General features: G+C 70.3%; 25 protein-coding genes. 10 read left to right on the forward strand and 15 right to left on the reverse strand.

The annotated features are described in order from the left end of the window. Positions 1-268: 268 nt before the first annotated feature. From PGB34_RS13470 to PGB34_RS13490, 5 genes are all read right to left on the reverse strand, one after another. Positions 269-916, reverse strand: coding sequence for a DUF1439 domain-containing protein (locus PGB34_RS13470; protein ID WP_271428608.1), 648 nt, complete (start codon positions 914-916; stop codon positions 269-271). 75 nt (positions 917-991) lie between these two features. Next, a complete protein-coding gene (locus tag PGB34_RS13475) occupies positions 992-1795 on the reverse strand; it encodes an amino acid ABC transporter ATP-binding protein (protein WP_271428609.1) in 804 nt (267 codons plus the stop codon). Continuing rightward, a complete protein-coding gene (locus PGB34_RS13480; protein WP_271428610.1) occupies positions 1779-2432 on the reverse strand; it encodes an amino acid ABC transporter permease in 654 nt (217 codons plus the stop codon). Before PGB34_RS13480 ends, PGB34_RS13475 begins: the two co-directional genes overlap by 17 nt. Before the next feature lie 3 nt (positions 2433-2435). Then, positions 2436-3095, reverse strand: coding sequence for an amino acid ABC transporter permease (locus tag PGB34_RS13485; protein ID WP_271428611.1), 660 nt, complete (start codon positions 3093-3095; stop codon positions 2436-2438). Between the two features lie 27 nt (positions 3096-3122). Beyond that, positions 3123-3914: a transporter substrate-binding domain-containing protein gene (locus PGB34_RS13490; protein WP_271428612.1), complete on the reverse strand. Its 792-nt coding sequence runs from the start codon at positions 3912-3914 to the stop codon at positions 3123-3125. A gap of 196 nt (positions 3915-4110) precedes the next feature. Here PGB34_RS13490 and PGB34_RS13495 point away from each other — a divergent pair, with 196 nt between their 5' ends. After that, the gene (locus PGB34_RS13495; protein WP_271428613.1) at positions 4111-5088 is read left to right on the forward strand and encodes an NAD(P)H-dependent flavin oxidoreductase; all 978 of its coding nucleotides are present in this window, start codon (positions 4111-4113) and stop codon (positions 5086-5088) included. Here the strand turns inward: PGB34_RS13495 and PGB34_RS13500 are convergent, their stop codons facing one another. From PGB34_RS13500 to PGB34_RS13525, 6 genes are all read right to left on the reverse strand, one after another. Further along, positions 5089-6639, reverse strand: coding sequence for a PepSY domain-containing protein (locus PGB34_RS13500; protein WP_271428614.1), 1551 nt, complete (start codon positions 6637-6639; stop codon positions 5089-5091). A gap of 16 nt (positions 6640-6655) precedes the next feature. Continuing rightward, positions 6656-8845 (reverse strand): TonB-dependent receptor, encoded by a 2190-nt coding sequence (locus tag PGB34_RS13505; RefSeq protein ID WP_408647888.1) that lies wholly within the window; start codon positions 8843-8845, stop codon positions 6656-6658. A 7-nt stretch (positions 8846-8852) separates the two neighbouring features. Beyond that, a complete protein-coding gene (locus tag PGB34_RS13510; RefSeq protein WP_271428615.1) occupies positions 8853-9356 on the reverse strand; it encodes a copper chaperone PCu(A)C in 504 nt (167 codons plus the stop codon). 253 nt (positions 9357-9609) lie between these two features. After that, a complete protein-coding gene (locus PGB34_RS13515) occupies positions 9610-9939 on the reverse strand; it encodes a c-type cytochrome (protein ID WP_271428616.1) in 330 nt (109 codons plus the stop codon). An 18-nt stretch (positions 9940-9957) separates the two neighbouring features. After that, positions 9958-10449, reverse strand: a complete 492-nt coding sequence (locus PGB34_RS13520) for a copper chaperone PCu(A)C (RefSeq protein WP_271428617.1) — start codon at positions 10447-10449, stop codon at positions 9958-9960. 201 nt (positions 10450-10650) lie between these two features. After that, positions 10651-11016, reverse strand: coding sequence for a DUF2946 family protein (locus tag PGB34_RS13525; protein ID WP_271428618.1), 366 nt, complete (start codon positions 11014-11016; stop codon positions 10651-10653). A 185-nt stretch (positions 11017-11201) separates the two neighbouring features. Between PGB34_RS13525 and PGB34_RS13530 the strand changes: the two genes are divergently transcribed. After that, a complete protein-coding gene (locus tag PGB34_RS13530) occupies positions 11202-12905 on the forward strand; it encodes a long-chain fatty acid--CoA ligase (protein ID WP_271428619.1) in 1704 nt (567 codons plus the stop codon). 123 nt (positions 12906-13028) lie between these two features. Continuing rightward, positions 13029-13331, forward strand: coding sequence for a hypothetical protein (locus PGB34_RS13535; protein ID WP_408647889.1), 303 nt, complete (start codon positions 13029-13031; stop codon positions 13329-13331). 8 nt (positions 13332-13339) lie between these two features. On the opposite strand, the gene PGB34_RS13540 is transcribed toward PGB34_RS13535, so the two are convergent. Further along, a complete protein-coding gene (locus PGB34_RS13540) occupies positions 13340-14755 on the reverse strand; it encodes an NAD(P)/FAD-dependent oxidoreductase (protein ID WP_271428620.1) in 1416 nt (471 codons plus the stop codon). Positions 14756-14934: 179 nt separating this feature from the next. Between PGB34_RS13540 and egtB the strand changes: the two genes are divergently transcribed. The 5 genes from egtB (at position 14935) to PGB34_RS13565 (ending at position 18872) form a co-directional block, all read left to right on the forward strand. Then, complete coding sequence (gene egtB, locus PGB34_RS13545; RefSeq protein ID WP_271428855.1) at positions 14935-16149, forward strand: ergothioneine biosynthesis protein EgtB; 1215 nt, start codon at positions 14935-14937, stop codon at positions 16147-16149. Then, positions 16149-17219: an L-histidine N(alpha)-methyltransferase gene (gene egtD / locus PGB34_RS13550; protein WP_271428621.1), complete on the forward strand. Its 1071-nt coding sequence runs from the start codon at positions 16149-16151 to the stop codon at positions 17217-17219. The genes egtB and egtD overlap by 1 nt, the downstream gene beginning before the upstream one ends. Positions 17220-17271: 52 nt before the next feature. Continuing rightward, positions 17272-17556, forward strand: coding sequence for a DUF427 domain-containing protein (locus tag PGB34_RS13555; RefSeq protein WP_271428622.1), 285 nt, complete (start codon positions 17272-17274; stop codon positions 17554-17556). A 6-nt stretch (positions 17557-17562) separates the two neighbouring features. Continuing rightward, positions 17563-18309, forward strand: a complete 747-nt coding sequence (locus tag PGB34_RS13560) for a 2OG-Fe dioxygenase family protein (RefSeq protein WP_271428623.1) — start codon at positions 17563-17565, stop codon at positions 18307-18309. A 119-nt stretch (positions 18310-18428) separates the two neighbouring features. Beyond that, a complete protein-coding gene (locus tag PGB34_RS13565; protein ID WP_271428624.1) occupies positions 18429-18872 on the forward strand; it encodes a universal stress protein in 444 nt (147 codons plus the stop codon). Here PGB34_RS13565 and PGB34_RS13570 read toward each other — a convergent pair. Beyond that, complete coding sequence (locus PGB34_RS13570; protein WP_271428625.1) at positions 18856-19521, reverse strand: RluA family pseudouridine synthase; 666 nt, start codon at positions 19519-19521, stop codon at positions 18856-18858. The genes PGB34_RS13565 and PGB34_RS13570 overlap by 17 nt on opposite strands. A 180-nt stretch (positions 19522-19701) precedes the next feature. Here PGB34_RS13570 and PGB34_RS13575 point away from each other — a divergent pair, with 180 nt between their 5' ends. Next, complete coding sequence (locus tag PGB34_RS13575) at positions 19702-20898, forward strand: MFS transporter (RefSeq protein ID WP_408647899.1); 1197 nt, start codon at positions 19702-19704, stop codon at positions 20896-20898. A 15-nt stretch (positions 20899-20913) separates the two neighbouring features. On the opposite strand, the gene PGB34_RS13580 is transcribed toward PGB34_RS13575, so the two are convergent. Further along, positions 20914-22146: a hypothetical protein gene (locus tag PGB34_RS13580; RefSeq protein WP_271428627.1), complete on the reverse strand. Its 1233-nt coding sequence runs from the start codon at positions 22144-22146 to the stop codon at positions 20914-20916. A 45-nt stretch (positions 22147-22191) separates the two neighbouring features. Next, positions 22192-22485: a 2Fe-2S iron-sulfur cluster-binding protein gene (locus tag PGB34_RS13585; protein WP_408647900.1), complete on the reverse strand. Its 294-nt coding sequence runs from the start codon at positions 22483-22485 to the stop codon at positions 22192-22194. A gap of 112 nt (positions 22486-22597) precedes the next feature. Between PGB34_RS13585 and PGB34_RS13590 the strand changes: the two genes are divergently transcribed. Continuing rightward, positions 22598-23119 carry a GNAT family N-acetyltransferase gene (locus tag PGB34_RS13590; protein WP_271428628.1) on the forward strand — a complete coding sequence of 174 codons (522 nt, stop codon included), beginning with the start codon at positions 22598-22600 and terminating at the stop codon, positions 23117-23119. The last annotated feature ends 68 nt before the right edge of the window (positions 23120-23187 follow it).

A 23187-nucleotide genomic window follows, 5' to 3' on the forward strand; every position in this document is an offset into this window, starting at 1 on the left:
GCGCAGAGTCATCGGTGGGCAAGGGATGCCCTGCCACTCGCATGTGCGCGGCTTGTTTGGCCTCCCGTCAAAAAAGTGGCCGCACTCTAGGGGCTCAGGCGGGTCCGCACAAGGACCGAAAAGTCATTTCCGTTATGCACCAATGCCCGAAACCGCTTTCTGTGCTTCAGAAACCGATTGCAGTGTGTGCATCACTGTCAAACGCCCCGCAATTCGCAGCGCCACCGTTTGGATTTGTTACGTTGTGGCGCGGGAGAAGCCGTGGTTTTCAGCGCAACTGCACCTTGAGCCCTTCGGCCAGCACCGTGATCTCGCCGATCTCATAGGTCTTGCGGCCCACGGTGAGCTCTTCGGGCTTGAAGGTGTGCAGGGCCTGGCCCTGCAGCGCCTCCTGCGCCACGGCCGCAGCCACGCGCTGCAGGCGTTCGGCATCGGCGCCCGTGACGCCGCTCAGCTGCAGCTGCTCGGCCCGCGGCTGCTCCAGCCGCACCGACAGGGTGGCGGCGTCATAGCGCAGCGCGCTGCTGAGCGTGGCCTGGCCCGGCAGCTCCGAAGGCTGCAGCAGCGGGCTGGCGATGCGCAGGGCCATCGACAGGCGCAGGCGGTTGGCCTGCGCGTCCAGGCCGAGCTGCGGGTCGCGCAGCACGACGGTGAACAGGCCGCCATAGCCGCGCTGCTGCGGGAACTGCTTGCCCAGCGCCTGTTCCAGCTCGGCGCGGCTGGCCGTGTATTCGCTGGTGAAGAAGTTGAAGCCGGCCCAGGCGCGCGGGCCGGCCAGCAGCGGAAGCGCGCTGCCCAGCAGCAAGATGGTGCGCAGCGCGCGCCTGCGGCCGGGCGCGGCATCAGGGCCCGGATCGACGCAGCAGGAAGGCGCCTCGGGGGGCAGCAGATGCAGTGGGTGGTGCGGTTGCCTCATGGGGTGCATGGTGCCAGACCTGCTGCCAGGCGCATGCGCGCCCAGGCCGGACACGCGTGTGGGACGCTTCGCGCATCAGTCGCGCAGAGAAGACAGGAACTGCTGCAGCTCGGGCGTCTTCGGGTTGCCAAAGACTTGGGCCGGCGGGCCCATCTCGTGCACCTTGCCCTGGTGCATGAAGATCACGCGGTCGCTGACCTTGCGCGCGAAGTTCATCTCGTGCGTGACCATCAGCAGCGTCATGCCTTCGTCGGCCAATCCTTCGACAACGCGCAGCACTTCGCCCACGAGCTCAGGGTCCAGCGCACTGGTGATCTCGTCGCACAGCAGCACGGCCGGCTCCATGGCCAGCGCCCGCGCGATGGCCACGCGCTGCTGCTGGCCGCCCGAAAGCTGGTCGGGCATGGCATCGAATTTCTCGGCCAGGCCCACGCGTGCCAGCAGCTGGCGCGCCTGCGAGGCCGCCTCCAGCCTGCTGCGCTTCCTGACCAGCGTGGGTGCCAGCATCACGTTGCGGCCCACCGACAGGTGCGGGAACAGGTTGAAGCTCTGGAAGATCATGCCCACGTGCTGGCGCAGCTCGCGCATGGCCATGGCGCTTTCATGCAGCAGCGGCTTGCCATCGACCGTGAGCGCGCCTTCCTGGAAGGTCTCCAGCCCATTGATGCAGCGAAGCAGCGTGCTCTTGCCCGAGCCGCTCTTGCCGATGATGGCGATCACCTCGCCGCGGCGCACGTCGAGGTCGATGCCCTTGAGCACCTCGTTCGTGCCATAGCTTTTACGCAGCGCGGTGATCCGGACGACGGGCGCGCCCGGGCCTGCGGCCGCGCGTGCTCCGCTTCGCCCCGGGGGCGCAATGGCTTCAGCGTCGGGCTGCATGCAGCTTCCTTTCAAGCATCTTGGCGTACAGGCTGATGGGGTAGCACAGCATGAAATAGATCAGCGCCACGCCCGCGAAGACGGTGAAGGGCGCGTAGGTCACGTTGGAGATCATGTTGCCGGCGCGGGTGAGTTCGACGAAGCCCACCACCGAGGCGAGCGCCGTGCCCTTGATCACCTGCACCAGGAAGCCCACCGTGGGCGGCACCGCGATGCGCAGCGCCTGCGGCAGGATCACATGGCGCATCTGCTCGCCAGAACTCAGGGCCAGGCTGCCCGAGGCTTCCCACTGGCCGCGCGGAATGGCCATCACGCAGCCGCGCCAGATCTCGGTGAGGAAGGCGCTGGTGTAGAGCGTCAGCGCCAGGCCCGCGGCCACCCACGCATGGGTCTGGATGCCCAGCAGCGCCAGACCGAAATAGGCCAGAAAGAGCTGCATCAGCAGCGGTGTGCCCTGGAACAGCTGCACATAGGCGCCCACCAGCCTTTCGGCCGCGGGCAGCCGGGCCACCCGTGCGATCAGCAGCGCCGCGCCCACCAGCCCGCCGCCCACGAAGGCGATCAGCGAGAGCAGCACCGTCCAGCGTGCGGCCAGCAGCAGGTTGCGCAGGATGTCCCACGTCGTGAACTCGACCATGCGCTACTTCCTGAAGATGAGCCGTGGCCCCAGCCGGTTCAGCAGCTCGCGCAGCCCGATGGCCAGCAGCAGGTAAACGGCCGTGACCAGGATGTAGGCCTCGAAGGTGCGGAAGCTGCGCGTGGCGATCACGTTGGCGGCATAGCTCAGTTCTTCGGTCGCGATCTGGCCGCACACGGCCGAGCCCAGCATCACGATCACGATCTGGCTCACCAGCGCCGGCCACACGCGCTGCAGCGCCGGCGGCAGCACCACATGCACGAAGACCTGCAGCCGGTTCAGCGCCAGGCTCTGCGCGGCCTCGATGTGGCCGCGCGGCGTGTTGTCGATGCCCGCGCGCACGATCTCGGTGGCGTAGGCGCCCAGGTTCAGCACCATCGCCAGCACGGAGGCGACTTCAGGGCTGAGCTTCACGCCTACCGAGGGCAGGCCGAAGAAGATGAAGAAGAGCTGGACGATGAAGGGCGTGTTGCGGATCAGCTCCACATAGCCGCCCGCGAGCCAGCGCAGCCAGGCCGGGCCATGGCTGCGGGCCCAGGCGCAGGCCACGCCCACCGCCATGCCCAGCACGATGGCCACGGCCGTGAGGGCCAGCGTCCAGCCCACGCCGCGCAGCAGAAAGGGCCATTGCGCCAGCAGCGTGCTGAAGTCGAGCTGTGCCATGCGGGCAGCGTGCGCGGCAGCCTGGCCTTACAGCGGCAGCTCGCCGGCCGGCCGCGAGAGCCAGCGCTGCGACATCCTGTCGAGCGTGCCGTCCTTCCGGGCCGCCAGGATGATCTCGTTGACCTTGTTGCGCAGCGCATCTTCGCCCTTGGCGATGCCGATGAAGCAGGGGCTGTCCTTGATCAGCAGCTTGTACTCGGCATTCAGGCGCGGGTTCTTCTGCGCCATCAGGCCGGCGTTCGAGACGCTGGTGGCCAGCGCCTGCGTCTGCCCGGCCACGAAGGCCGCGGTGGTGGCGGCCTGGTCTTCATAGCGCTTGAAGTTCATGGTGGCAGGGCCGACCTTCGCCAGCTCCTGCTCCTCCATCGCGCCCTTGGCCACGGCGATGGTCTTGCCGCCCAGGTCGGCGAAGCTCTTGATCTGCAGTTCCTTGCTCGCGTACACGCCCTGGAAGAAGGGGGCGTAGGCGTGCGAGAAATCGATCACCTTCAGCCGCTCCTCGTTCTTGCCCAGCGTGGAGATCACCAGGCTCACCTGGCGGGTCTGCAGGTAGGGAATGCGGTTGGCGCTGGTCACGGGCACCATCTCCAGCTTCACGCCCAGCCTGTCGGCGATCAGCTGGGCCATGGCGATGTCCAGGCCCTGGGGCTTGAGGTCGATGCCGACGAATCCGTAGGGTGGGTAGTCGGTGGGCACCGCGATCTTGATGAGCTTGACCTTCATCACCTCATCCAGCGCCGACTGGGCAAAAGCCAGCGGACTGGCCAGCAGGGCAGAGGCGGCAAGGGCGGTGCAGAGGTGGCGGCGGCGAAGCGACATGGTGGTGGGCATGCGTGGAAGGAAGTGGATCGGCGCCCGCAAGGAGGCGTTTGCAGGCAAGGGCGGGAAGCAATAGCTGTGCCTGTCGCCGGCTTGTCGCGCGCGTGGCAGTCAAGCCGCGCTGCGGTGCCGATGATCCGGGGGTTCATCCGCACGCCCCGCCGTGGTGCGCGTGCCCTCATCCTTGGAGACACCCTTGAAGACCCGCATCACCGAACTCTTTGGCATCGAGCACCCCATCATCCAGGGCGGCATGCACTACGTGGGCCTGGCCGAGCTGGCCGCGGCCGTCTCCAATGCGGGCGGCCTGGGCATCATCACGGGCCTGACGCAGAAGACGCCCGAGCTGCTGGCCAAGGAAATCGCGCGCTGCCGCGAGATGACCGACAAGCCCTTCGGCGTGAACCTCACCTTCCTGCCCACCGTGAGCTCGCCCGACTACCCGGGCTACATCCAGGCCATCATCGACGGCGGCGTGAAGGCGGTGGAGACGGCCGGCAACAACCCGCAGAAATGGATGCCGCTGCTCAAGGAGCATGGCATCAAGGTGATCCACAAGTGCACCTCGGTGCGCCACGCGCTCAAGGCCGAGGCCATCGGCTGCGACGCCGTGAGCGTGGACGGCTTCGAATGCGGCGGCCACCCGGGCGAGGACGACGTGCCCAACTTCATCCTGCTGCCGCGCGCGGCCGAAGAGCTGAAGATCCCCTTCGTGGCCTCGGGCGGCATGGCCGACGGCCGCAGCCTCGTGGCCGCACTGGCGCTGGGCGCCGAGGGCATGAACATGGGCACGCGCTTCATCGCGACGCAGGAAGCGCCCGTGCACGAGAAGGTCAAGCAGGCCATCGTGGCCGCCAGCGAGCTGGACACGCGCCTGGTGATGCGCCCGCTGCGCAACACCGAGCGCGTGCTCAACAACGCCGCAGTGGAGCGGCTGCTCGAAAAGGAAAAAACGCTGGGCGCCAACCTCAAGTTCGAGGACATCATCGAAGAGGTGGCGGGCGTGTACCCGCGCATCATGCAAAGCGGCGACATGGACGCCGGCGCCTGGAGCTGCGGCATGGTGGCCGGGCTGATCCACGACGTGCCCACCTGCAAGCAACTGATCGACGGCATCATGGCCCAGGCCGAGCAGCTCATCACGCAGCGGCTGGCGGGCTTTCAGCGCGGCTGATCAGCCGCGCGGCGGCCCGGCGGCGCCGGCATGGCGCCGCGCGGCAACGCGGCCGCGCAGGTGCTGCCCCAGCCGCCGCCAGCCGATCACCACGCCCGTCAAACTCAGCATCGCGCCGCCCAGGCTCAGGCCGATCAGCAGCACATCCCACAGCGGGCGCAGGCGCAACAGCGGCAGCCAGTCCCAGCTATGCAGCAGCGCGAACAGCACGCGGCTGGCGCGCCGGCCCCGGTCGCTGCGGCCCAGCACCGTGCCGGTGTGCGGGTCTAGGTGCACCCAGCTGCGGGCCGGGTCCTCGAAGACCAGGCGCAGCACCGGCAGGGGGCGCTCGCCGCCGCCGGTCATGGTGTGGGGGGCGCGCTCGTAGTAGTGGAAGTCATGGGCCTGCAGCTTTTCGATGCGCGCGAGCGGCGCGTCGAGCAGGCCCGCGCCGGCCTGGCGCAGCGCCGCTTCATCGACCGCCAGGGGCTGCGCGCTGCGGCCGTCGAGCACCAGGGGCCGTCCGGCAGGCCCTTGCGCCTGCACCGTCAGCGTGCCCAGCACCGGCACCCAGCGCAGCTCGCGCGTGGCCGGGCCTGCGCTGGCCAGCAGCGCCTGCGGCGAGGCGGCTTCGGCGCCCGGGTCCAGCGCCACGCCCTGCAGCGCGGCGCTGCGCAGCGGCGCGGCACCGGTGTCGAACACGCGCCAGGGGTTCATCGAGGCGAGCCCGCTCAGGATCCAGGTGAAGGTGATGGCCGCGAACAGCAGGCCGCTGATGTGATGCCACCGCATCATGCGGCCCGCGTAGGGCGTGCGCGCGCCGCTGCGATAGCGCCGGCTGCCGAAGCGCCAGCGCATCACGCCCACCACCGTGCCCGTGACGGCCACGGCAATGCCCACGATGGACAGCCAGTTGACGATGTCGGCCCATGCCGCATCGAAGGCATTGCCGCGGAACATGTAGAGCCAGTGCAGCCAGGCGCCCGCGTAGTTCCACACGCGCTCGTTGCGCGGGGCGTCGCGCACCACTTCGCCCGTGAGGCTGGAGACGTACAGCAGCGTGTGTTGCGCATCGTGAAGCTGCACGCGGTGCAGCGGCCGGTGCGCATCGAGCGCGCGCGAATGGGTGAAGGCGTCTTCCTGCACCGTGCCCAGGTGGCGGGGTGCGGCCTGCTGCGCCAGTGACTGGCCATAGGCCGCGGCGCTGGCCAGCGCCAGTGCGGTGTCCACCCCCTGCAGCCGCTGGCCCGTGCGCGCGTCGATCACCACCGTGGCGCCTGCCGCGCCGGCCTGCGGCTGCGCGAGGTACACCGGCTGGCCGCCGCGCGCCATGGCCAGCCGCAGCTCGCGCAGCGGGCCGTTCAGTTGCGCCGCGTCCAGCGCCTGGCGCGGCGTGAGCCAGCCCGAGCCCGTGCCCAGTGGCGGCAGGTGGTGCAGGCGCTCGGCGGCCGTGAGCTTGGGGTAGCCCACGTACATCATCACCACGCCCGAGACGAACCACAGCGCAAAGAAGGCACACACCCCGATGCCCAGCCAGCGGTGCGTGAGGAAGAGCCAGCGCCTGAGGTGCATGGGGCCTTCCTGCCGATCAGAAGTTCAGGCGCAGCGCCACGTCGGCCGTGCGCGGCGCGCCCAGGTAGGCCTGCGTGCCGCCCACGTTCAGCGCATACACGCGGTCGGTCGCGTTGCGCACGCGCGCCGTGAGTGTGGTGTGGCGGTTGAACTGGTAGCTCAGGCCCAGGTCCAGCAGGGTGTAGGCGCTCCAACGCTGCGTGTTGGCCGCATCGGCATACACCGCGCCCACGCGGCGGATGCCCGCGCTGGCCTGCAACTGTGGCGTGATCGCATACGAGCTCCAGACGTTGAGCACCGTGCGCGGCGTGTTGGTGGGCGTGCGCCCGGCCAGCGAGACGCCGCCCTGGCGGAAGTTCTCGTATTGCGCATCGACCCAGCTGGCGTTGGCTTGAAAAGCCCAGGCGGCCGTGGCCTGCAGGCCCACAGCCAACTCCACGCCGCGCGACGACTGTTCGCCCACCTGCACCGTGAGGCTGCTGTTGGCCGGGTCCTGGGTGGCGATGTTCTTGCGCACGATGCGGTAGGCCGCGGCGGTGGCCGTGCCCTTGCCCCGCCAGAAGTCCCACTTGCTGCCCAGCTCGATCTGGCGGCCCGTGCTCAGTTCGCTGTTGCCCTGCACCTGGGCGAAGGTGGCCGTGGTGAGGATGCCGGCCGGCGGGTCGGCCGCGGTGGCGTATTGCGCGTAGAGGTTGGCGCCGGGCGCGAAGTCCCACACCAGGCCCAGCCTGCCCGTGGTGGGGCGGTAGCTGCGCGCGTAGTGGGCCGGGTTGGCGGCGTTCACCTCGCGGCGGTTGTTCAGGTCCAGCGCGATGCGCTCGTGCCGCAATGCGGTGACCAGGGCCAGGCTGGGCGTGAGCTGCGTGCGGTTCTCGGCAAAGACGGCCGTGGTGCGCACGCGGTTCTCGCGGTCGGGCCGCAAGCCCGGGCGCATGCCCGGAATGCTGAAGAAGGCTTCGGTCGTGAACAGGTAGGGGTTGACCGTGCTCACGGTGCCCGGGAGGCTGTTCGGAAAGCGCGTCTGCCTGTTCAGGCTCAGGTCGATGCCGAAGGCCCAGTCGCTGCGGCGCCCCGCGATCTCGCTGCGCCAGGTGCCATCGAACCGGTTGCCCAGCAGCCGCTGGTCATGCCGCTGCAGCAGGCTGGCCGAGCGCGTGACGGCCGTGTTGCCGGCGTTGAAGCGGTAGCTCTCCACGTTGCGGTAGTCGCGCAGCGCGTCGTAGGAATAGGCGGTGTTGCGCAGGCTCAGGGCCTCGTTCACGCGCCATTCGGTGATGGAGCGCAGCCACTGCACGCGCTGCGCATACAGGCCGTCGGCGCTGTTGTAGTTCTTCTCGCGCGTGGCCGGGGCTATGCGCAGGCTGCCTTGCATCGGGTTGAGCAGCGGCGTGCCCCAGTAGGGCCGCTGCACCTCTTCCTTCTGGTATTCATAGGCCAGCGTGTGGGAGAGGCCGCCGCCCAGGTCCGACAGCAGCGACGTGGCCAGCTGCGTGGCTTCGGGCCGCGTGCCTTCGGTCCAGGCGCCGCCGCGGCGGTGGTTCACATCAATGCGCAGGTGGTGATCGCCGCTGCCGTTGCCATCGCCGGCGATGCGCCGGTTCAGCCCCACCGAGGCTTCGCGCAGCCGCTCGCTGCCCAGGCGCAGCTGCGCTTCGCTCGCGTTGCTGCGTGTGGCCAGCCTGGTGATGTAGTTGAGCGTGCCGCCCACGGCGCCGGCGCCGTTGAGAAAGCTCGAGGGCCCGCCGATGGCTTCCACGCGCTCGTAGATCCAGCTGTCCACGGGCCGCGCGGCGATGGAGTACTGCACGTGAATGCCGTTGAACAGCTGCGAGAGCGAGCCGCTGCCAAAGCCGCGGTACTGCACGCCCACGTTGCCGGGCGCGTCATGCGCGGTCACGCCGGCAATGGCCTGCAGCGCCTCCTGTGTGTTGCGCGCGCCGCTTGCCTCGATGGTGGCGCGCTCGACGATGCTGACGGAGGCCGGGTTCTCGCGCGGCGTCAGGCCCAGGCGGCTGCCGGTTTCGGCGGGCCGGTCCAGCGGCAGCCGGCCCGTGGACAGTTGCTCGGATGAATCGCTGACCTCGATGGTGGGCAGCGCGGCGGTCTGGGCCTGTGCGCCCATGGCCCCCAAGGCGGCCAGGCCCAGGCTCAGCGCGTGCGCCAGGGGCGAGGGTTTGAAGCAGAAGAAGCGCTGGTGCTCTTGCATGGCCGGCTCAGTGCTTGTGAGCCGCATCGTCTGCAGCCGCGCGCGGCTGCTGCACCCAGGCCTTGACGGTGGTCTCGCCCGCGCGCTCGAAGCGCAGCGTGAGGTCGAAACGCTCGCCCACCTTCAGCGGCTTCTTCAGTCCCACCAGCATCAGGTGCTGCGGCTGGCCGTGGCGCAGCTGCACCTCCTGGCCCGCGGGCAGCGCGATGGCCGGCACCTCGCGCATGCGCAGCACATCGCCATCGATCTGGCGCGTGTGCAGTTCCACGCGCTCGGCCACGGGCGTGCTGGCGCCGATCAGCCGGTCGGGCGCGCTGCCCTTGTTGCGAATGCCGCGCAGGTAGACGGCGCCGGTCTTCACGCCGGGCAGCGAAGGCGTGGCATAGGGATGGTCGATGGACAGCTCGCCCACGCGGAAGTCGTGGGCCTGGGCACTGCCGAAAAGGGCCAGGGTGCCCAGCAGGGCGGCGGCCGTCCAGCGGGCCGCACGGCAAGCGGAAGATGAAGTCATGGGAAGAGGGCAATTCCTTGAACACGCAGGCCTGATGCCCCTGGGCTTTGCGGCCTGAGGCATCAGTGCAAGAAGGGTCGGGCGACAGGTGCAGCGGCGCGCATGCAGGCGCTGCCCTGGCCCGAGCCGACATTCAGGCGTTCAACGGCGGCGCGCGCGCGAGCAGCGGCCGCCAGGCGCGCGCCGCGGGGCGTGCGATACGCGGGGTGCTTGCTGAAGGAGCGCATGCGCAGTCGGGCCGGTGGGTGGCTGTTTATTTCTGCTGCAGCACCCAGTCGGCCAGCTTCTTAGCGTCGGCCTCGCTCACGCCCGGGTTGGCGGGCATGGGCACGGCGCCCCAGGTGCCGCGGCTGCCCTGGCGGATCTTGGCCGCCAGCTTGGCCGATGCATCGGCTTGGGCCCCATAGCGCGTGGCGATGTCTTTGAAGGCCGGGCCCACGCGCTTCTTGTCGATGGTGTGGCAGGCCATGCAGGCCTTGGACTGGGCCAGCTTCTCGTCGGCCTGCGCCGCCAGGGGGGCCAGTGTGATCAGCGCGCCGGCCAGCAGGGGCAGGGCGGGCAGCAGAGGGGGCAGCAGTCTCATCGTGGTGTTCCTTCTCGCTCAATGCTTGTGCGCAGGGGCTGCGCCGTGCCCCGCATGGCCACCGGCCGCCTGCGCCGTGAGTGCGCGCACGGGCGCCTGCACCTGCACCGTTTCGCGCTTGCCATCGGGCGATTCGAAGGTCAGCGTCAACGGCACGGTCTGGCCTTCCTTCACCTGGGCCTTGAGGTTCATCAGCATCAGGTGGTGGCCGCCGGGCCGCAGCTCCACGGCCTTGCCCGCGGGCAGCTCGAGCACCGGCACATGGCGCATGCGCATCACGTCGCCCTGCATGGCCATCTCGTGCAGCTCGGCCACGGCGGTCAGGGGCGTGCTCACGCCCACCAGGCGCGTGGCCGTGGGCGATTGCAGCTGCATGAAGGCCCCCGTGGCCTGCTGCTGCGCGACGGTGGCGCGCACCCAGGGCTGCGTCACGCTGACCTGGGCCTGCGCCGCTGCGCCAAGGCCGAGCAGCGCGATGAAGGCAAGGGTGGGGCGGGTCTGGATGCGCATGACGGGATCTCCTGGATGCGGCTGAAAGGGTGCGGGGGGATGGGCGCCTGCGGCCCGGTGCGCTTCGCGCGCGTGGTTCACGCAGAGCGCACCTGCAGCCGCGCGCCCTTGTGTGCCTTTTGTGTGCCTGTGAGCCGGCGGTGCGCGGCGTGCTGGCGGGGCTGGGCATGGGGCGCTGCGCGGCGGCCCGCGCTGCGCGTATCAGGCCGAGGCGGGTGGCCCGCGCGGCGGCAGCGCGGCGCCGGCCAGCGCGGTCAGGCGGGCTTCTTCAAAGCGGTGCTGTGCCAGCGGCGCGGGCAGGGCGGCCGGCAGCTTCAGTGCCATGGGCGGGGAAGGCAGTGCTGTGGCCACGCAGGCGGGGCAGTCGAGTGCGTGGTGCGCGGCGGTGGACGCCTTGCCGGGCTCATCGTCCAGCAGCACCAGCTTGGCGCCGCTGCTGCCCGTGCTGCACACCAGTTGCAGGGCCTGCGGCTTGACCAGCGGCGAGGCCGCCGCCACGCCAAGCGACAGCACGAAACCCGCCAGTACCAGGCGGGCAAGCAGTGTCCAGGCGCGCAGCAATTGCATGGCCGAAGATTATGGCAGTGGCCCTGCGCACGCAGGCCGGGCACGGACAAGATGTCCACCCCTTCGCAGCCCGCGCGTCGCGCAGGTGACGCGAGCCGGACTTTCCCCATGGGGCCGCAGGCGCAGTGCACCGTACGCTGTGCGCCTCCTGCCGCCCATGGCGCCCGCCTTTCTGCATCGCATCCATGTCGACGACCGAACGCCCGCACTTTAAGTTCTGGCCCGCGCGCCAGCCGCACAACATCACGCCGCCGGCCACCTCGCTGTGGCACAACCTCCAGGTCAATGCGCAGCGCTATCCGGACAAGCCGGCGCTGATCTACTTCGGCCGCATCACTTCCTATGGCGAGCTGGCGGCGCAGGTCGATGCACTGGCCGGCGCGCTGCATGCGCTGGGCGTGCGGCGCGGCGACCGTGTGCTGCTGGACATGCAGAACACGCCCCAACTGGTGGTCGCGCATTTCGCCATCCTGCGCGCCAACGCGGTGGTGGTGCCGGTCAACCCGATGAACAAGGCCGAGGAGCTCAAGCACTACATCAGCGACTCCGACGCCCGGGTGGCCCTGACCACGGGCGACCTGGCCCCCGAGCTGGCCAAGGCCAGCGACGGCCTGCCCGAGGCGCAGCGACTGTCGCACCTGATCGTCACGCAGTTCACCGACGCCTTTGACGCCAGCGCCGCCGACACGCCCGCCATGGCCGCGGCCTGGCGCGACTGGCTGCTGCCGCAGCGCGAGCTGCCCGTGCTCGCGGGCGGCCAGGTCCACGCCTGGACCGCGCTGCTGGCCGCAGGCCACGCCGCGCCCGCGCACGAGGTGGCCGCGCAGGACATGGCCCTGCTGCCCTACACCAGCGGCACCACCGGCCTGCCCAAGGGCTGCATCCATCCGCATTCCACGCTGATGCACAACGCCGTGGCGGGCTCGCAATGGGGCTCGGCCACGCCCGAGACCGTGGTGCTGGCCGTGGTGCCCATGTTCCACATCACCGGCATCGTGAGCATGATGCACACGGCCATCTATGCCGGCGCCTCGCTGGTGCTGATGCCGCGCTGGGACCGCGACGTGGCCGGCCACCTGATCTCGAAGTGGAAGGTCACGAGCTGGACCAACATCCCCACCATGGTCATCGACCTGCTGGCGAGCCCCAACTTCAAGAGCTACGACCTGTCGAGCCTGCTGTACATCGGCGGCGGCGGCGCGGCCATGCCGCAGGCCGTGGCGCAGCGCCTGCTCGAGGAATTCGGCCTGGCCTTCCAGGAGGGCTACGGCCTGACCGAGACCGCGGCGCCCACGCACAGCAACCCGCCCCTGCACGCCAAGCAGCAATGCCTGGGCATGCCCTTCACGGGCGTGGACGCGCGCGTGGTCGACCCCGAGACGCTGAAGGAGCTGCCCATCGGCGAGCCGGGCGAGATCATCATGAGCGGCCCGCAGATATTCAGCGGCTACTGGAAGCGCCCCGACGCCACCGCGGCCGTGTTCGTGGAGATCGACGGCAAGCGCTTCTTCCGCTCCGGCGACATGGGCCGCATGGACGAGGAGGGCTTCTTCTTCATCACCGACCGGCTCAAGCGCATGATCAACGCCAGCGGCTTCAAGGTTTGGCCGGCCGAGGTGGAGCTGCTGATGTTCAAGCACCCGGCGATCCAGGAGGCCTGCATCATCTCGACCAAGGACGCCTACCGCGGCGAATCCGTCAAGGCCGTGGTGGTGCTGCGCCCCACGCACAAGAGCACCACGGCCGAGGAGATCATCGCCTGGTGCCGCGAGAACATGGCCGCCTACAAGGTGCCGCGCCAGGTGCAGTTCGTCGATGCCCTTCCCAAGAGCGGCAGCGGCAAGGTGATGTGGCGGCTGCTGCAGGAGGCCGAGGGCCAGGCCGCCTGAGAATTTCTCCGCGTTCGGGGGGTCGGCACGCGGCGCAATCCCTTACGCCGATGAGGTGCCCTGCGCCTACAGGCACCGGGGCCTTGCACTTCGAGACTGGAAGCATCCTCTCTGGAGAACGCGATGCCCATGCTCGACCACCTCTTCAAGCCCAATCCCAACGCCTACCTGAAGCGGGCCGAGGTGATGCTCACCGAAGCCAACATGGCGCGCATGGAGCACCAGGCCGCGGCCGAGCACCACGGCGCGCTGGCACAGATGTATGCCGAACGCGTGGCGCGGCTGGAACGCGAGCTTTATGGCTCGCGGCCCATGCCCTGGCATGACGAGGTGAAGCCGCCGGTGGAGCTGCCGCAGGATGCGGCGCCCTCTGAAAAGGTGCGGCATTACCCCTTCGGTTCCGAGCGGCGCGCAGAGCGCGGCTGATCCGGCGCTCAGCCCTGCGAAGGCGGCGGCGCGGCGTGCCCGCCCGCAGGCTGCGGTGCCTGCACGTCATGGACCACGCGCGCATGGCGCCTGAAGGTCCAGTAGGCGCTGGCCCAGTCCATCAGCACGATCATCCGGTTGCGAAAGCCGATCAGGAAGAAGATGTGCACGAACAGCCAGAACAGCCAGGCCGGCGATCCCGAAAAGCGCAAATGCCCGAAGGGCGTGGGCACATCGGCCACGGCTGAGTGCCGGCCGATGGTGGCCAGGTTGCCCCAGTCGCGGTAGCGGAAGGGCCGGGTGGGCAGGCCGGCGATGCGCAGCAGCACATTGCCGGCGGCGCAGCGGCCCATCTGCTTGGCACCGGGCGACACGCCGGGTACCGGCTGCGGCGGCTGCCCGGGCACATGGCTCACGGCTGCGGCCAGGTCGCCCACCACGCTGATGTCGGAATGGCCGGCCAGGCTCAGGTCGGGCTCCACCTTCACGCGGCCGGCGCGGTCGCACTCGGCGCCCGTGGCCTGCGCGAGCAGCCGGCCCAGCGGCGAGGCCGCCACACCGGCCGCCCAGGTGATGCAGCGGCTGTCGATGAACTGGCTGGTGGCCTGCGGCGTGCCGGCATCCAGCGTCACTTCCAGGCCCTTTTCGTCGATGCGCGTCACGCGGGTGTTCAGGCGCACGCGCACGCCCAGGGCCTCCAGTTGTTCGAGCGCGCGCTGGCTCAGGGCCTCCGGCATCGCCTGCAGCACGCGCGAGCCGCCTTCGACCAGCAGCACTTCTGCATCGGCGGGGCGGATGCGGCGGAACTCGCCGGTCAGCGTGTGGCGCGCGATCTCGGCCAGCGTGCCCGCCATCTCCACCCCCGTGGGGCCGGCACCGATCACCACGAAGCGCAGCAGCGCCTGGCGCCGCGCCGCGTCATGTTCGCGCTCGGCCGCCTCGAAGGCCAGCAGCACGCGGCGGCGGATCTCGAAGGCATCGGCCAGGGTCTTGAGGCCCGGCGCATGGGTGGCCCAGTCGTCGTTGCCGAAGTAGCTGTGCGTGGCGCCCGCCGCGACGATCAGGTGCTCGTAGGGCAGGCGTTCGCCGTCGGCCAGCTGCACCTGGCGCGCCGCGGCGTCGATGGCCGTGACCTCGCCCAGCAGGGTCGTCACGTTCGACTGCCGGCGGAACAGCGTGCGCGCCGGCGCCGCGATGGACGGCGCCGCCAGCCCGGCCGTGGCCACCTGGTAGAGCAGGGGCTGGAACAGGTGGTGGTTGGTTTTCTCGATCACCGTGACGTCCACGTTCTCGCCGGCCAGGGCGCGCGTGGCTTCCAGCCCGCCGAAGCCGCAGCCCACGATGAGCACGCGCGCACGGCCAGGGCGGGCGTCGGCGGTGGCAGCAGCAGCAGGGGAGTTGGAGGGTGGCGTCAGGGTTTGCATGGAGTTCATTATGGTGGCCGGGTGGGGCGGCCGGCCCCGCGGCAAGCCGCGGGCTGCGCCTTCGTCCTACGCCGCGCGGGCCCGGGGCTGCCTACAACCGCTGGGTGCAGCAAGCCTCGCCTTCCCTCTCCAGCCCTGATGCCAGCTCAGGGGCCAGCCCCGGTGCCCACGCGCAGGCGCTGCAAAGCCAATTTGAAGCGGTGCGTGCGCGCAGCCTCGCGCTGGCCGCGCCGCTGTCGGCCGAAGACCAGTGCATCCAGTCGATGCCCGATGCCAGCCCCACCAAGTGGCACCTGGCGCACACCACCTGGTTCTTCGAGGCGCTGCTGCTGGCGCCGCATGCCGGCGGCTACGCGCTCTTCGACCGCCACTGGCACTACCTGTTCAACTCCTACTACGAGGCCCTGGGCCCGCGCCACCCGCGCCCGCAGCGCGGCCTGCTGAGCCGCCCCACGCTCGAGGAGGTGCATGCCTGGCGCGCCCACGTGGATGCGGCCGTGTGCCGCTTGCTGGCCGATGCCGATGCGCAGGTGCTGGCCGCGATCAGCCCGGTGCTGACGCTGGGCCTGCACCATGAGCAGCAGCACCAGGAGCTGATGCTCACCGACATCCTGCACGCCTTTTCCTGCAACCCGCTGCTTCCGGCCTGTGCGCCCAGCGCCGAGCCCGCGCTGCGCGTGGCGGCCAGCGCGCCGGCTTTGGACTGGCTTGCCCATGCGGGCGGCCAGGTCGAGGTGGGCCACGCGGGGCAGGGCTTCGCCTTCGACAACGAAGGCCCGCGCCATGCGGTGCTGCTGCAGCCCTTTGCCATTGCGGACCGGCTCGTCAACTGCGCCGAGTACGCGCAGTTCATCGCCGATGGCGGCTACCAGCGCCCCGAGCTATGGCTGTCCGAAGGCTGGGCCGCGGTGCAGACGCAGGGCTGGCGGCATCCGGCCTACTGGCTGGCACCCGACGATCCGCGGCTGGCGCTGCATGGCATCGGCGGTGCCTCGGGCTGGCATGTGTTCGGGCTCGACGGACTGCGGCCGATGCGGCCCGAGCGGCCGGTGATGCAACTGAGCTTCTATGAAGCGGCCGCCTATGCCGAATGGGCCGGCGCGCGGCTGCCCACCGAATTCGAATGGGAGGCCGCCAGTGCCGACGCGCGCTTTTGCGAGCGTGACGACCAGGCCTGGCAATGGACCCGTTCGGCCTATGGGCCGTACCCCGGCTTCAGGCCGCTGCCCGGGCTGGCGGCCGAATACAACGGCAAGTTCATGGTGGGCCAGATGGTGCTGCGCGGCGGCAGCCTGGCCACGCCTGCGGGCCACAGCCGGCCCAGCTATCGCAATTTCTTTCCGCCGGCCGCACGCTGGCAGTTCAGCGGGCTGCGGCTCGCCAAGGATCTTTGATGTCCGCTCACCCCGCGCAGCAAGCAGCTTCTCTTTCGCGCTCCGCGCCGGCCTGGCGCCGGCAGGCCACGGCCCTGCATGGCGTGCCACCGCAGGCCGAGCCGCATCTTCACGAGGTGTCTTCCGCGCCCTCGGCCGAGCAGCTTGCGCGCCAGGCCTTTGCGCGTGACCTGGTGCAGGCGCTGGACGGGCAGCCCCGCCGCATCTCACCGAAGTACTTCTACGACGCGGCCGGGTCGCAGCTGTTCGACCGCATCTGCGAACTGCCCGAGTACTACCCCACGCGCACCGAGCTGGCGATCCTGAGCCAGCGCGCGGGCGAGATCGCGCGCCACATCGGCCCCGATGCCGAGATCGTCGAGTTCGGTGCCGGCTCGCTGCACAAGGTGCGGCTGCTGCTCGACGCGCTGCCGCGGGCCCATGGCTACGTGCCCATCGACATTTCGGGCGAGCACCTGGCCCAGGCCGCGCAGCGGCTGCGGGCCGAGCGGCCGGGGCTGGCCGTGCGTCCGGTGGTGGCCGACTATTCGCAGCCGATGCGCCTGCCCGAAGCCGCGCCGGGCGTGCGGCGCGTGGGCTTCTTTCCGGGTTCGACCCTGGGCAACTTCGACCCGGCCGAAGCGCAGGCCTTCCTGTCGCGCGCGGCCCAGCTGCTGCGCGGCGGCGGCCTGCTGCTGGGCGTGGACCTCGTGAAAGATCCGGCCGTGCTGCATGCGGCCTACAACGACAGCCAGCGCGTGACCGCGGCCTTCAACCGCAACCTGCTGCTGCGCGCCAACGCCGAGCTGGGCGCGGATTTCGACGTCGATGCCTTTGCCCATTCGGCCTTCTACAACGCGCCGCTGGCGCGCATCGAGATGCACCTGCAGAGCCTGCGCGCGCAGACCGTGCACATCGGCGGCGTGGGCTGGCGTTTTGAAGAAGGCGAAACCCTGCACACCGAGAACTCGCACAAGTTCAGCGTGGAAGGGCTGCGCGCCCTGGCGCTGCGTGCGGGCTTCGGCATCGGGCCCGTGTGGACCGACCCCGAGCGCCTGTTCAGCGTGCATTGGCTGCCCGCTGCACAATAGCCGCCCCGCAGCGGCCCACAGGCGGTTCGCGCGGCTGTCAAAGAGGTCCTGCATGAAAGCCATCTGGAAGGGCGTGACCATCGCCCAGAGTGACGACACGGTGCTCGTCGAAGGCAACCACTACTTTCCCGCGAGCGCGCTCAACCGCGATTACGTCAGCTTCAGCAACCACCGCACCACCTGCCCCTGGAAGGGCATGGCCAGCTATTACTCGCTGCTGGTCGATGGCGAACTGAATGCCGACGCCGTGTGGTACTACCCCGATCCGAAACCGGAAGCCGAAATGGTCCGCGACCGCGTGGCCTTCTGGAAGGGCGTGCAGGTCGTGGAAGGCTGAACGGCCATGGCCCACGAGACCTTCAACGCACCGTTCACGCCACCCGAGGAACTGGACGCCGCGCTCAGGCAGCAGGGCTATGCGGTGCTCAGCGCCAAGGGCACGACCGACTGGCTGCAGCGCCCGTTGGCCGAGCTGGATGTGCTGCGCGCCGACTGGGACAGCCTGCCGCCCGACGAGTACCTCAAGGACGGCGGCCGCTACCGCCAGCGCCGGCATGCCTGCTTCATCGCCGAAGGCGGCGCGCTGGTGCAGGCACCGCACCGCGCCCATTGGCAGCCCGTGGAATACAACGCGCTGCATGGCGGCATGCAGCGCTGGTTCGCGCCCATGCAGGAAGCCAGCGCAGCGCTGCCCGTATGGCGCGCGCTGCTGCTGCACCTGGCGCAGGCGGCCAGCGCGCTGCGCGGCGAGCAGCGCTGGTACATCGAGGCGCACCAGTTCCGCATCGACACCCAGGGCGGCATCGGCCGGCCCACGCCCGAAGGCGCGCACCGCGACGGCGTGGACCTCGTGGCCGTGGCGCTGGTGGGGCGCCACGGCATCAAGGGCGGCGAAACCCGCGTCTTCGAAGGCCGGCGCGGCGAACGCTTCACACTCGAGCAGCCCTGGTCGCTGATGCTGCTGGACGACGCGCGCGTGATCCATGAATCCACGCCCATCCAGCCGCTGGTCGAAGGCGAGAGCGGCTGGCGCGACACGCTGGTGCTGACCTGCCGCGCGGGCGCCTTCCAGTGCGACCCGCAGGGCTGAGCGCCGGCGCGGAACCGGGGCTGCCGGAGCGGCCTCGGGCGGGCGAGGGCCGTCCTACAGGTCCTGGCGAAAGCTCAGGGTACAGTGGGGGCGATTCAAGACCAGAGAGAGGTACGTCCATGTTCAACCACATCCTCGTCCCCGTCGACGGTTCCGAAACTTCGATGATTGCCGTGAGCAAGGCCAGCGGCCTGGCCCTGGCCTTCGGCAGTCGGATCACCCTGATCCACGTGATCGACAACTACCCCTTCATCGGCGTGGGCGCCGACTATGCGCTGGGCCAGAACGAGTACCTGGCCGCGGCCACCTCCAGCGCCAATGCGGCGCTGGCACGCGGCGTGGCGGCGCTGGCCGCCGAGGGCCTGCACAGCGACCAGCGCGTGATCGACGGCCACGTGGTGCATGAAGGCATCGTGGACACCGCCGTGGCCCTGAATGCCGACCTGATCGTGATGGGCTCGCATGGCCGCTCGGGCATCGAGAAACTGCTGCTGGGCAGCGTGACCCAGCGCGTGCTGCAGGAAGCGCCGATGCCGGTGCTGGTGGTCAAGGCGGAGCCCTGAAGGGCGCGGGGCTCTCCACACGCAAGGCCGCGCCCGTGACGGGGTGGCGAAACTGCAGCACGGTCGCATGCAGCATCAGCCGCGGGGCCATGGCCTGCACGCGCGCGTCGGCATAAAGCGCATCTCCCAGGATCGGATGGCCGATGAAGGCCAGATGCACGCGCAGCTGATGTGAGCGGCCGGTCTGCGGCTCCAGCAGCAGGTGGCTGCTCGGGCCCCGGCCGGCGCTGCCGGGCAACAGGGCCAGGGTGCGCCAGCGCGTGAGGCAGGGCTTGCCGGCGGCATCCACCTTCTGCAAGGGCCGGCGTGGCCAGTCGGCCATCAGCGGCGCATCGATGGTCTGCCAATGCGCCTGGTCGGCGCAGCCATCGACCACGGCCTCGTAGCGCTTCCAGATCTGCCGAGTGGCAAAGGCGTCGCCCAGCGCGCGCTGGGTGGGCAGGTCGCGTGCCATCAGCACCAGGCCGCTGGTGGCCATGTCCAGCCGATGCACGACCAGCGCTTCGGGCCAGCGGCGCTGCACGCGCGCGCTTAGGCAGTCCTGCTTGTCGGGGCCGCGGCCGGGCACGCACAGCAGGCCGGCAGGCTTGTCCAGCACCAGCAGATGGGCATCCTCGTGCAACAGGGTCAGGTCGTCGTTCTCGCTCACGGGCGCAGTGTAGAAAGCCGGGGCGCGGCTTCGCTATGCTTGCGGCCCCTGCTGCACGCCCGCGCGTGCGCAGCAGCCGCCATCCGCGTGGCCTGCCCGGGCCCGCCGCATTCCCCCTTCATGAACGCCACTGCCTCCCCCACCTACAGCTTTGCCGATCTGCGGCGCCAGCAGGCGTTCATGCGCCTGTGGGCCGCCCGCCTCACGGGCACGGCCGCGCAGCAGATGCTGATGGTGGCGGTGGGCTGGCACATGTATGAGCTGACGGGTTCGGCCTGGGACCTGGGCCTGGTCGGGCTCTACCAGTTCGCGCCCGCGCTGCTGCTGGCCCTTTATGCGGGCCATGTGGTGGACCGCCATCACCGCGGCCGCATCCTGGCAGCCTGCCTGGCGGTGCAGGGCCTGGTGGCGCTGGTGCTGCTGGCGGCCGTGATGTGGCCCGCCGGCGCAGCGGATTCGCGCGGGCTGCTGCTGGGCCTGTCACTGGTGCTGGGGGCGGTGCGCGCCTTCCAGATGCCGGCCCAGCAGTCGCTCACGCCGCTGCTGGTGCCGCCGGCCATGCTGCCGCGGGCCATGGCCTTCAGCTCGGCCGGGCAGCAGGCCGCGGTCATCGGCGGCCCCGCGCTGGGCGGCCTGCTTTTCGTGGCGGGCATGGGCGTGGTGTACGGCGCGAGCCTGCTGCTCTTCGCGCTGGCCTGCGTGCTGGCGCTGCTGCTGCGCTACGCGCATACCCCGCCTGCGCGCGAGAGCGTGACGGCCGCCACGCTGCTGGCCGGGGTGCGCTTCATCTGGCAGCGCAAGCCGGTGCTGGGCGCGGTGTCACTCGACCTTTTCGCCGTGCTGCTGGGCGGGGCGGTGGCGCTGCTGCCGATCTTCGCCAAGGACATCCTGCACACCGGCGCCTGGGGGCTGGGGCTGCTGCGCTCGGCGCCGGCGGCCGGCGCGCTGCTGATGTCGATCTGGCTCACGCGCACGCCCATCGAGCGCCGTGTGGGTCGCACCCTGCTGCTGGCCGTGGGCGTGTTCGGCCTGTGCATGGTGGTGTTCGGCCTGTCGACCAGCTTCTGGCTGTCGCTGGCGGCGCTGGCCGTCTCGGGCGCGGCGGACATGGTGAACGTGGTGATTCGCCAGACGCTGGTGCAGCTGGAGACGCCAGACGCCATGCGTGGTCGTGTGAGCGCCGTCAATGGCATCTTCATCGGCGCGAGCAACCAGCTGGGCGAATTCGAATCAGGCGCCACGGCCGCGCTGCTGGGCCCCGTGGGCTCGGTGGTGGCCGGCGGCATGGGCACGGTGGCCGTGGCCCTGGCCTGGTTCAGGCTCTTCCCGGCGCTCGCGCAGCGGGACCGGCTGTCGGCGCCGCCGGCACCGCGCTGAACGCGGCGCCCGTTCTCATTCAGCCGGCAGCCGCAGATCGGCGCTGCCCGGGCACACCCAGCGCAACTGCTCGCGCGTGCTGTCGATGCAGCCGCCTTCGGCATACACGCCGCGCGGATCCCGAAAACGCTGCATGCGCGCCAGGATGCGCGCCAGGGCCGCGGGGTCGGCGCGGGTGCGCGCCATGGCCTGCGCCACGCGCGCCTCGTCGATCCGGGCCTCGCCCTGGGCGTCGTGCCAGAGCCCGTCGCGCCAGTGGTGCACTTCCAGGCACTTGGTTTCGAAGTCGAAGGGGCGGTCCTTTTCCCAGAAGTTGCAGAAATGGCCGCCGCCCAGGTAGATCACCCAGGAGCCCTCGAAACCCGCGGCATCGGCCGAGGCCTCGTCGGGATTGCGGAACCACACCCGGTCGCCGGGCACGTAGTAGCGCGGGGGCAGCGGCGCGTCGAGGCTGCCGGTCTCGCGCAGGAAGACCTCGTGGAACTCGGCAGAGACGATGGCGCGCCGGCGCCACAGCGCCTGCAACTGGGCATAGAGCGGCGGATTGGCCTGCTGCAGCTCTTCGGCCAGGCCCAGCAGCAGCACGTATTCAGTGGCGCGGTAGCAACTGAAGGCGTAGCGCGCGCCGCTGACTTCGGGCTGGGTCGCCTGGCGCAGCGCGTCGATCAGCGACACGCCCTCGCGGATGTGAAAGCCGCGGCTGTCGTCGTGATGCCAGAACTCCCAGGGGCGCTCCACGGCCTCGGTGTCGAAGTCGAGCATGGTGCGGGCCGCCGCGCGCGCCACGTTGCGGCGCACGCGCAGGGCCGAGGCCAGCTCCTGCACGCTCGGGAAGTCCTGCCAGTGCGGCCCCAGCAGCAGGGCGGCGGCGGTCTCGGGCGCATCGCCGGCCTCGCGGCCCGGCTGCGGCGCCGGCAGGCCCAGGCGGCTGTGCAGCTCCAGCGTGTCGTGGCCCGGGGCCAGTGCCTGCTGCAGGGCCAGCGGCCAGAACGCCTGCACGCAGCCATCTTCGGGCGCCTGGCGCAACTGCAGCTGCGCCGTCAGCGCATGGCCCTGCAGGGCATCGGTCAGCACCTGCTGCAGCCGTGCCAGCGCCTCAGGGCCGGTTTCATGCACCGCGATGCCGCCGGGCGCCCAGGGGCCGGTGGCGGGCGCCGCGGGGCTGGGGGCGTGCGGCCCGTGCCGCCGCAAGCCGGAGGGCTCGCGATGGGCAAGGGCTCGGCCGAGGTGGGGGCTGGGGGCGTCCATGCCCATAGCATCCGCGTTTTTGGCAGCTTCGTCGATTGGGTGTTGTCAATCGTCAAACAACGCAAACGCCAGCGGCACCTCGAGCACCACATCGCTGCAGGCCTCGGCCACGCAGGGCAGCAGCCAGCCTTCGGCCTTCTCCTCGGCCGACAGACCGGGCCAGGGGATCAGGTGCCGCACCTCGCCCGCGCTGCGCTGGCACAGGCAGCTGCGGCAGGTGCCGTTGCGGCACGAGCTGGGCAACTCGATGCCGGCCTCCTCGGCGGCCCGCAGCAGGGGCTGGCCCGGCGCGGCCTTGAACGTGCGGCCCAGCGGCTGCACCCGCACGCTGTGGAACACGGGCGCGTCGGTGCCGGACCCGGGGTCAGACCCGCAGGACAGCGGCGGCGCTGCGGCGACAATGGGGCGCTCTTGCATTTGTGCATTGTCATTTCTCCTGCCTGCATCCCGAATGTCTCCCTACGAAGTTCTCCCCGCTGAACTGCGCGACGCCAAAGCCATCGCCGAACTCCACGCTGCCTCGCTGCGTGCGGCCTTCCAGGGCATCGTTCCCGAAGAACAACTGGACGCGCTGGCCCCGGCCACCCGCGAAGCCAAGTGGCGCCAGGCCATCGAGTTCGCCGAACCGCAGGTGCATGTGGCCGTGCAGGGCGACACCGTGGTCGGCTTCGTGGGCTTCGACCGCTCGCGCGACCCCAAGACCAAGCCCGCCGATGGCGAGATCTGGTCGCTGTACGTGCACCCCGACCACTGGGGCAAGGGCGTGGCCCTGCAACTGTGGGAAGCCGCCGAGGAAGGCCTGGAAGACGAGGGCTGCACCACGGTGTCGGCCTGGGTGCCGCTGCGCAACGACCGCGCGCTGCGCTTCTTCGAGCACCAGGCCGGCTTCAAGCGCGACATGAAGACCGCGCGCACCACCGCCTGGGGCGCCGTGCGCATCGAGGAAGTGCGCGCCAAGCGTTCGCTGGGCTGAGCCCAGCGCTTACATCACAGGCCCCTGCGTCGTCCGGGGCCGGGTCGGCCAGAAGGCCGACAGCGCGG

It is taken from the genome of Xenophilus arseniciresistens (assembly GCF_028023875.1).
Classification (GTDB): domain Bacteria; phylum Pseudomonadota; class Gammaproteobacteria; order Burkholderiales; family Burkholderiaceae_C; genus Xenophilus; species Xenophilus arseniciresistens.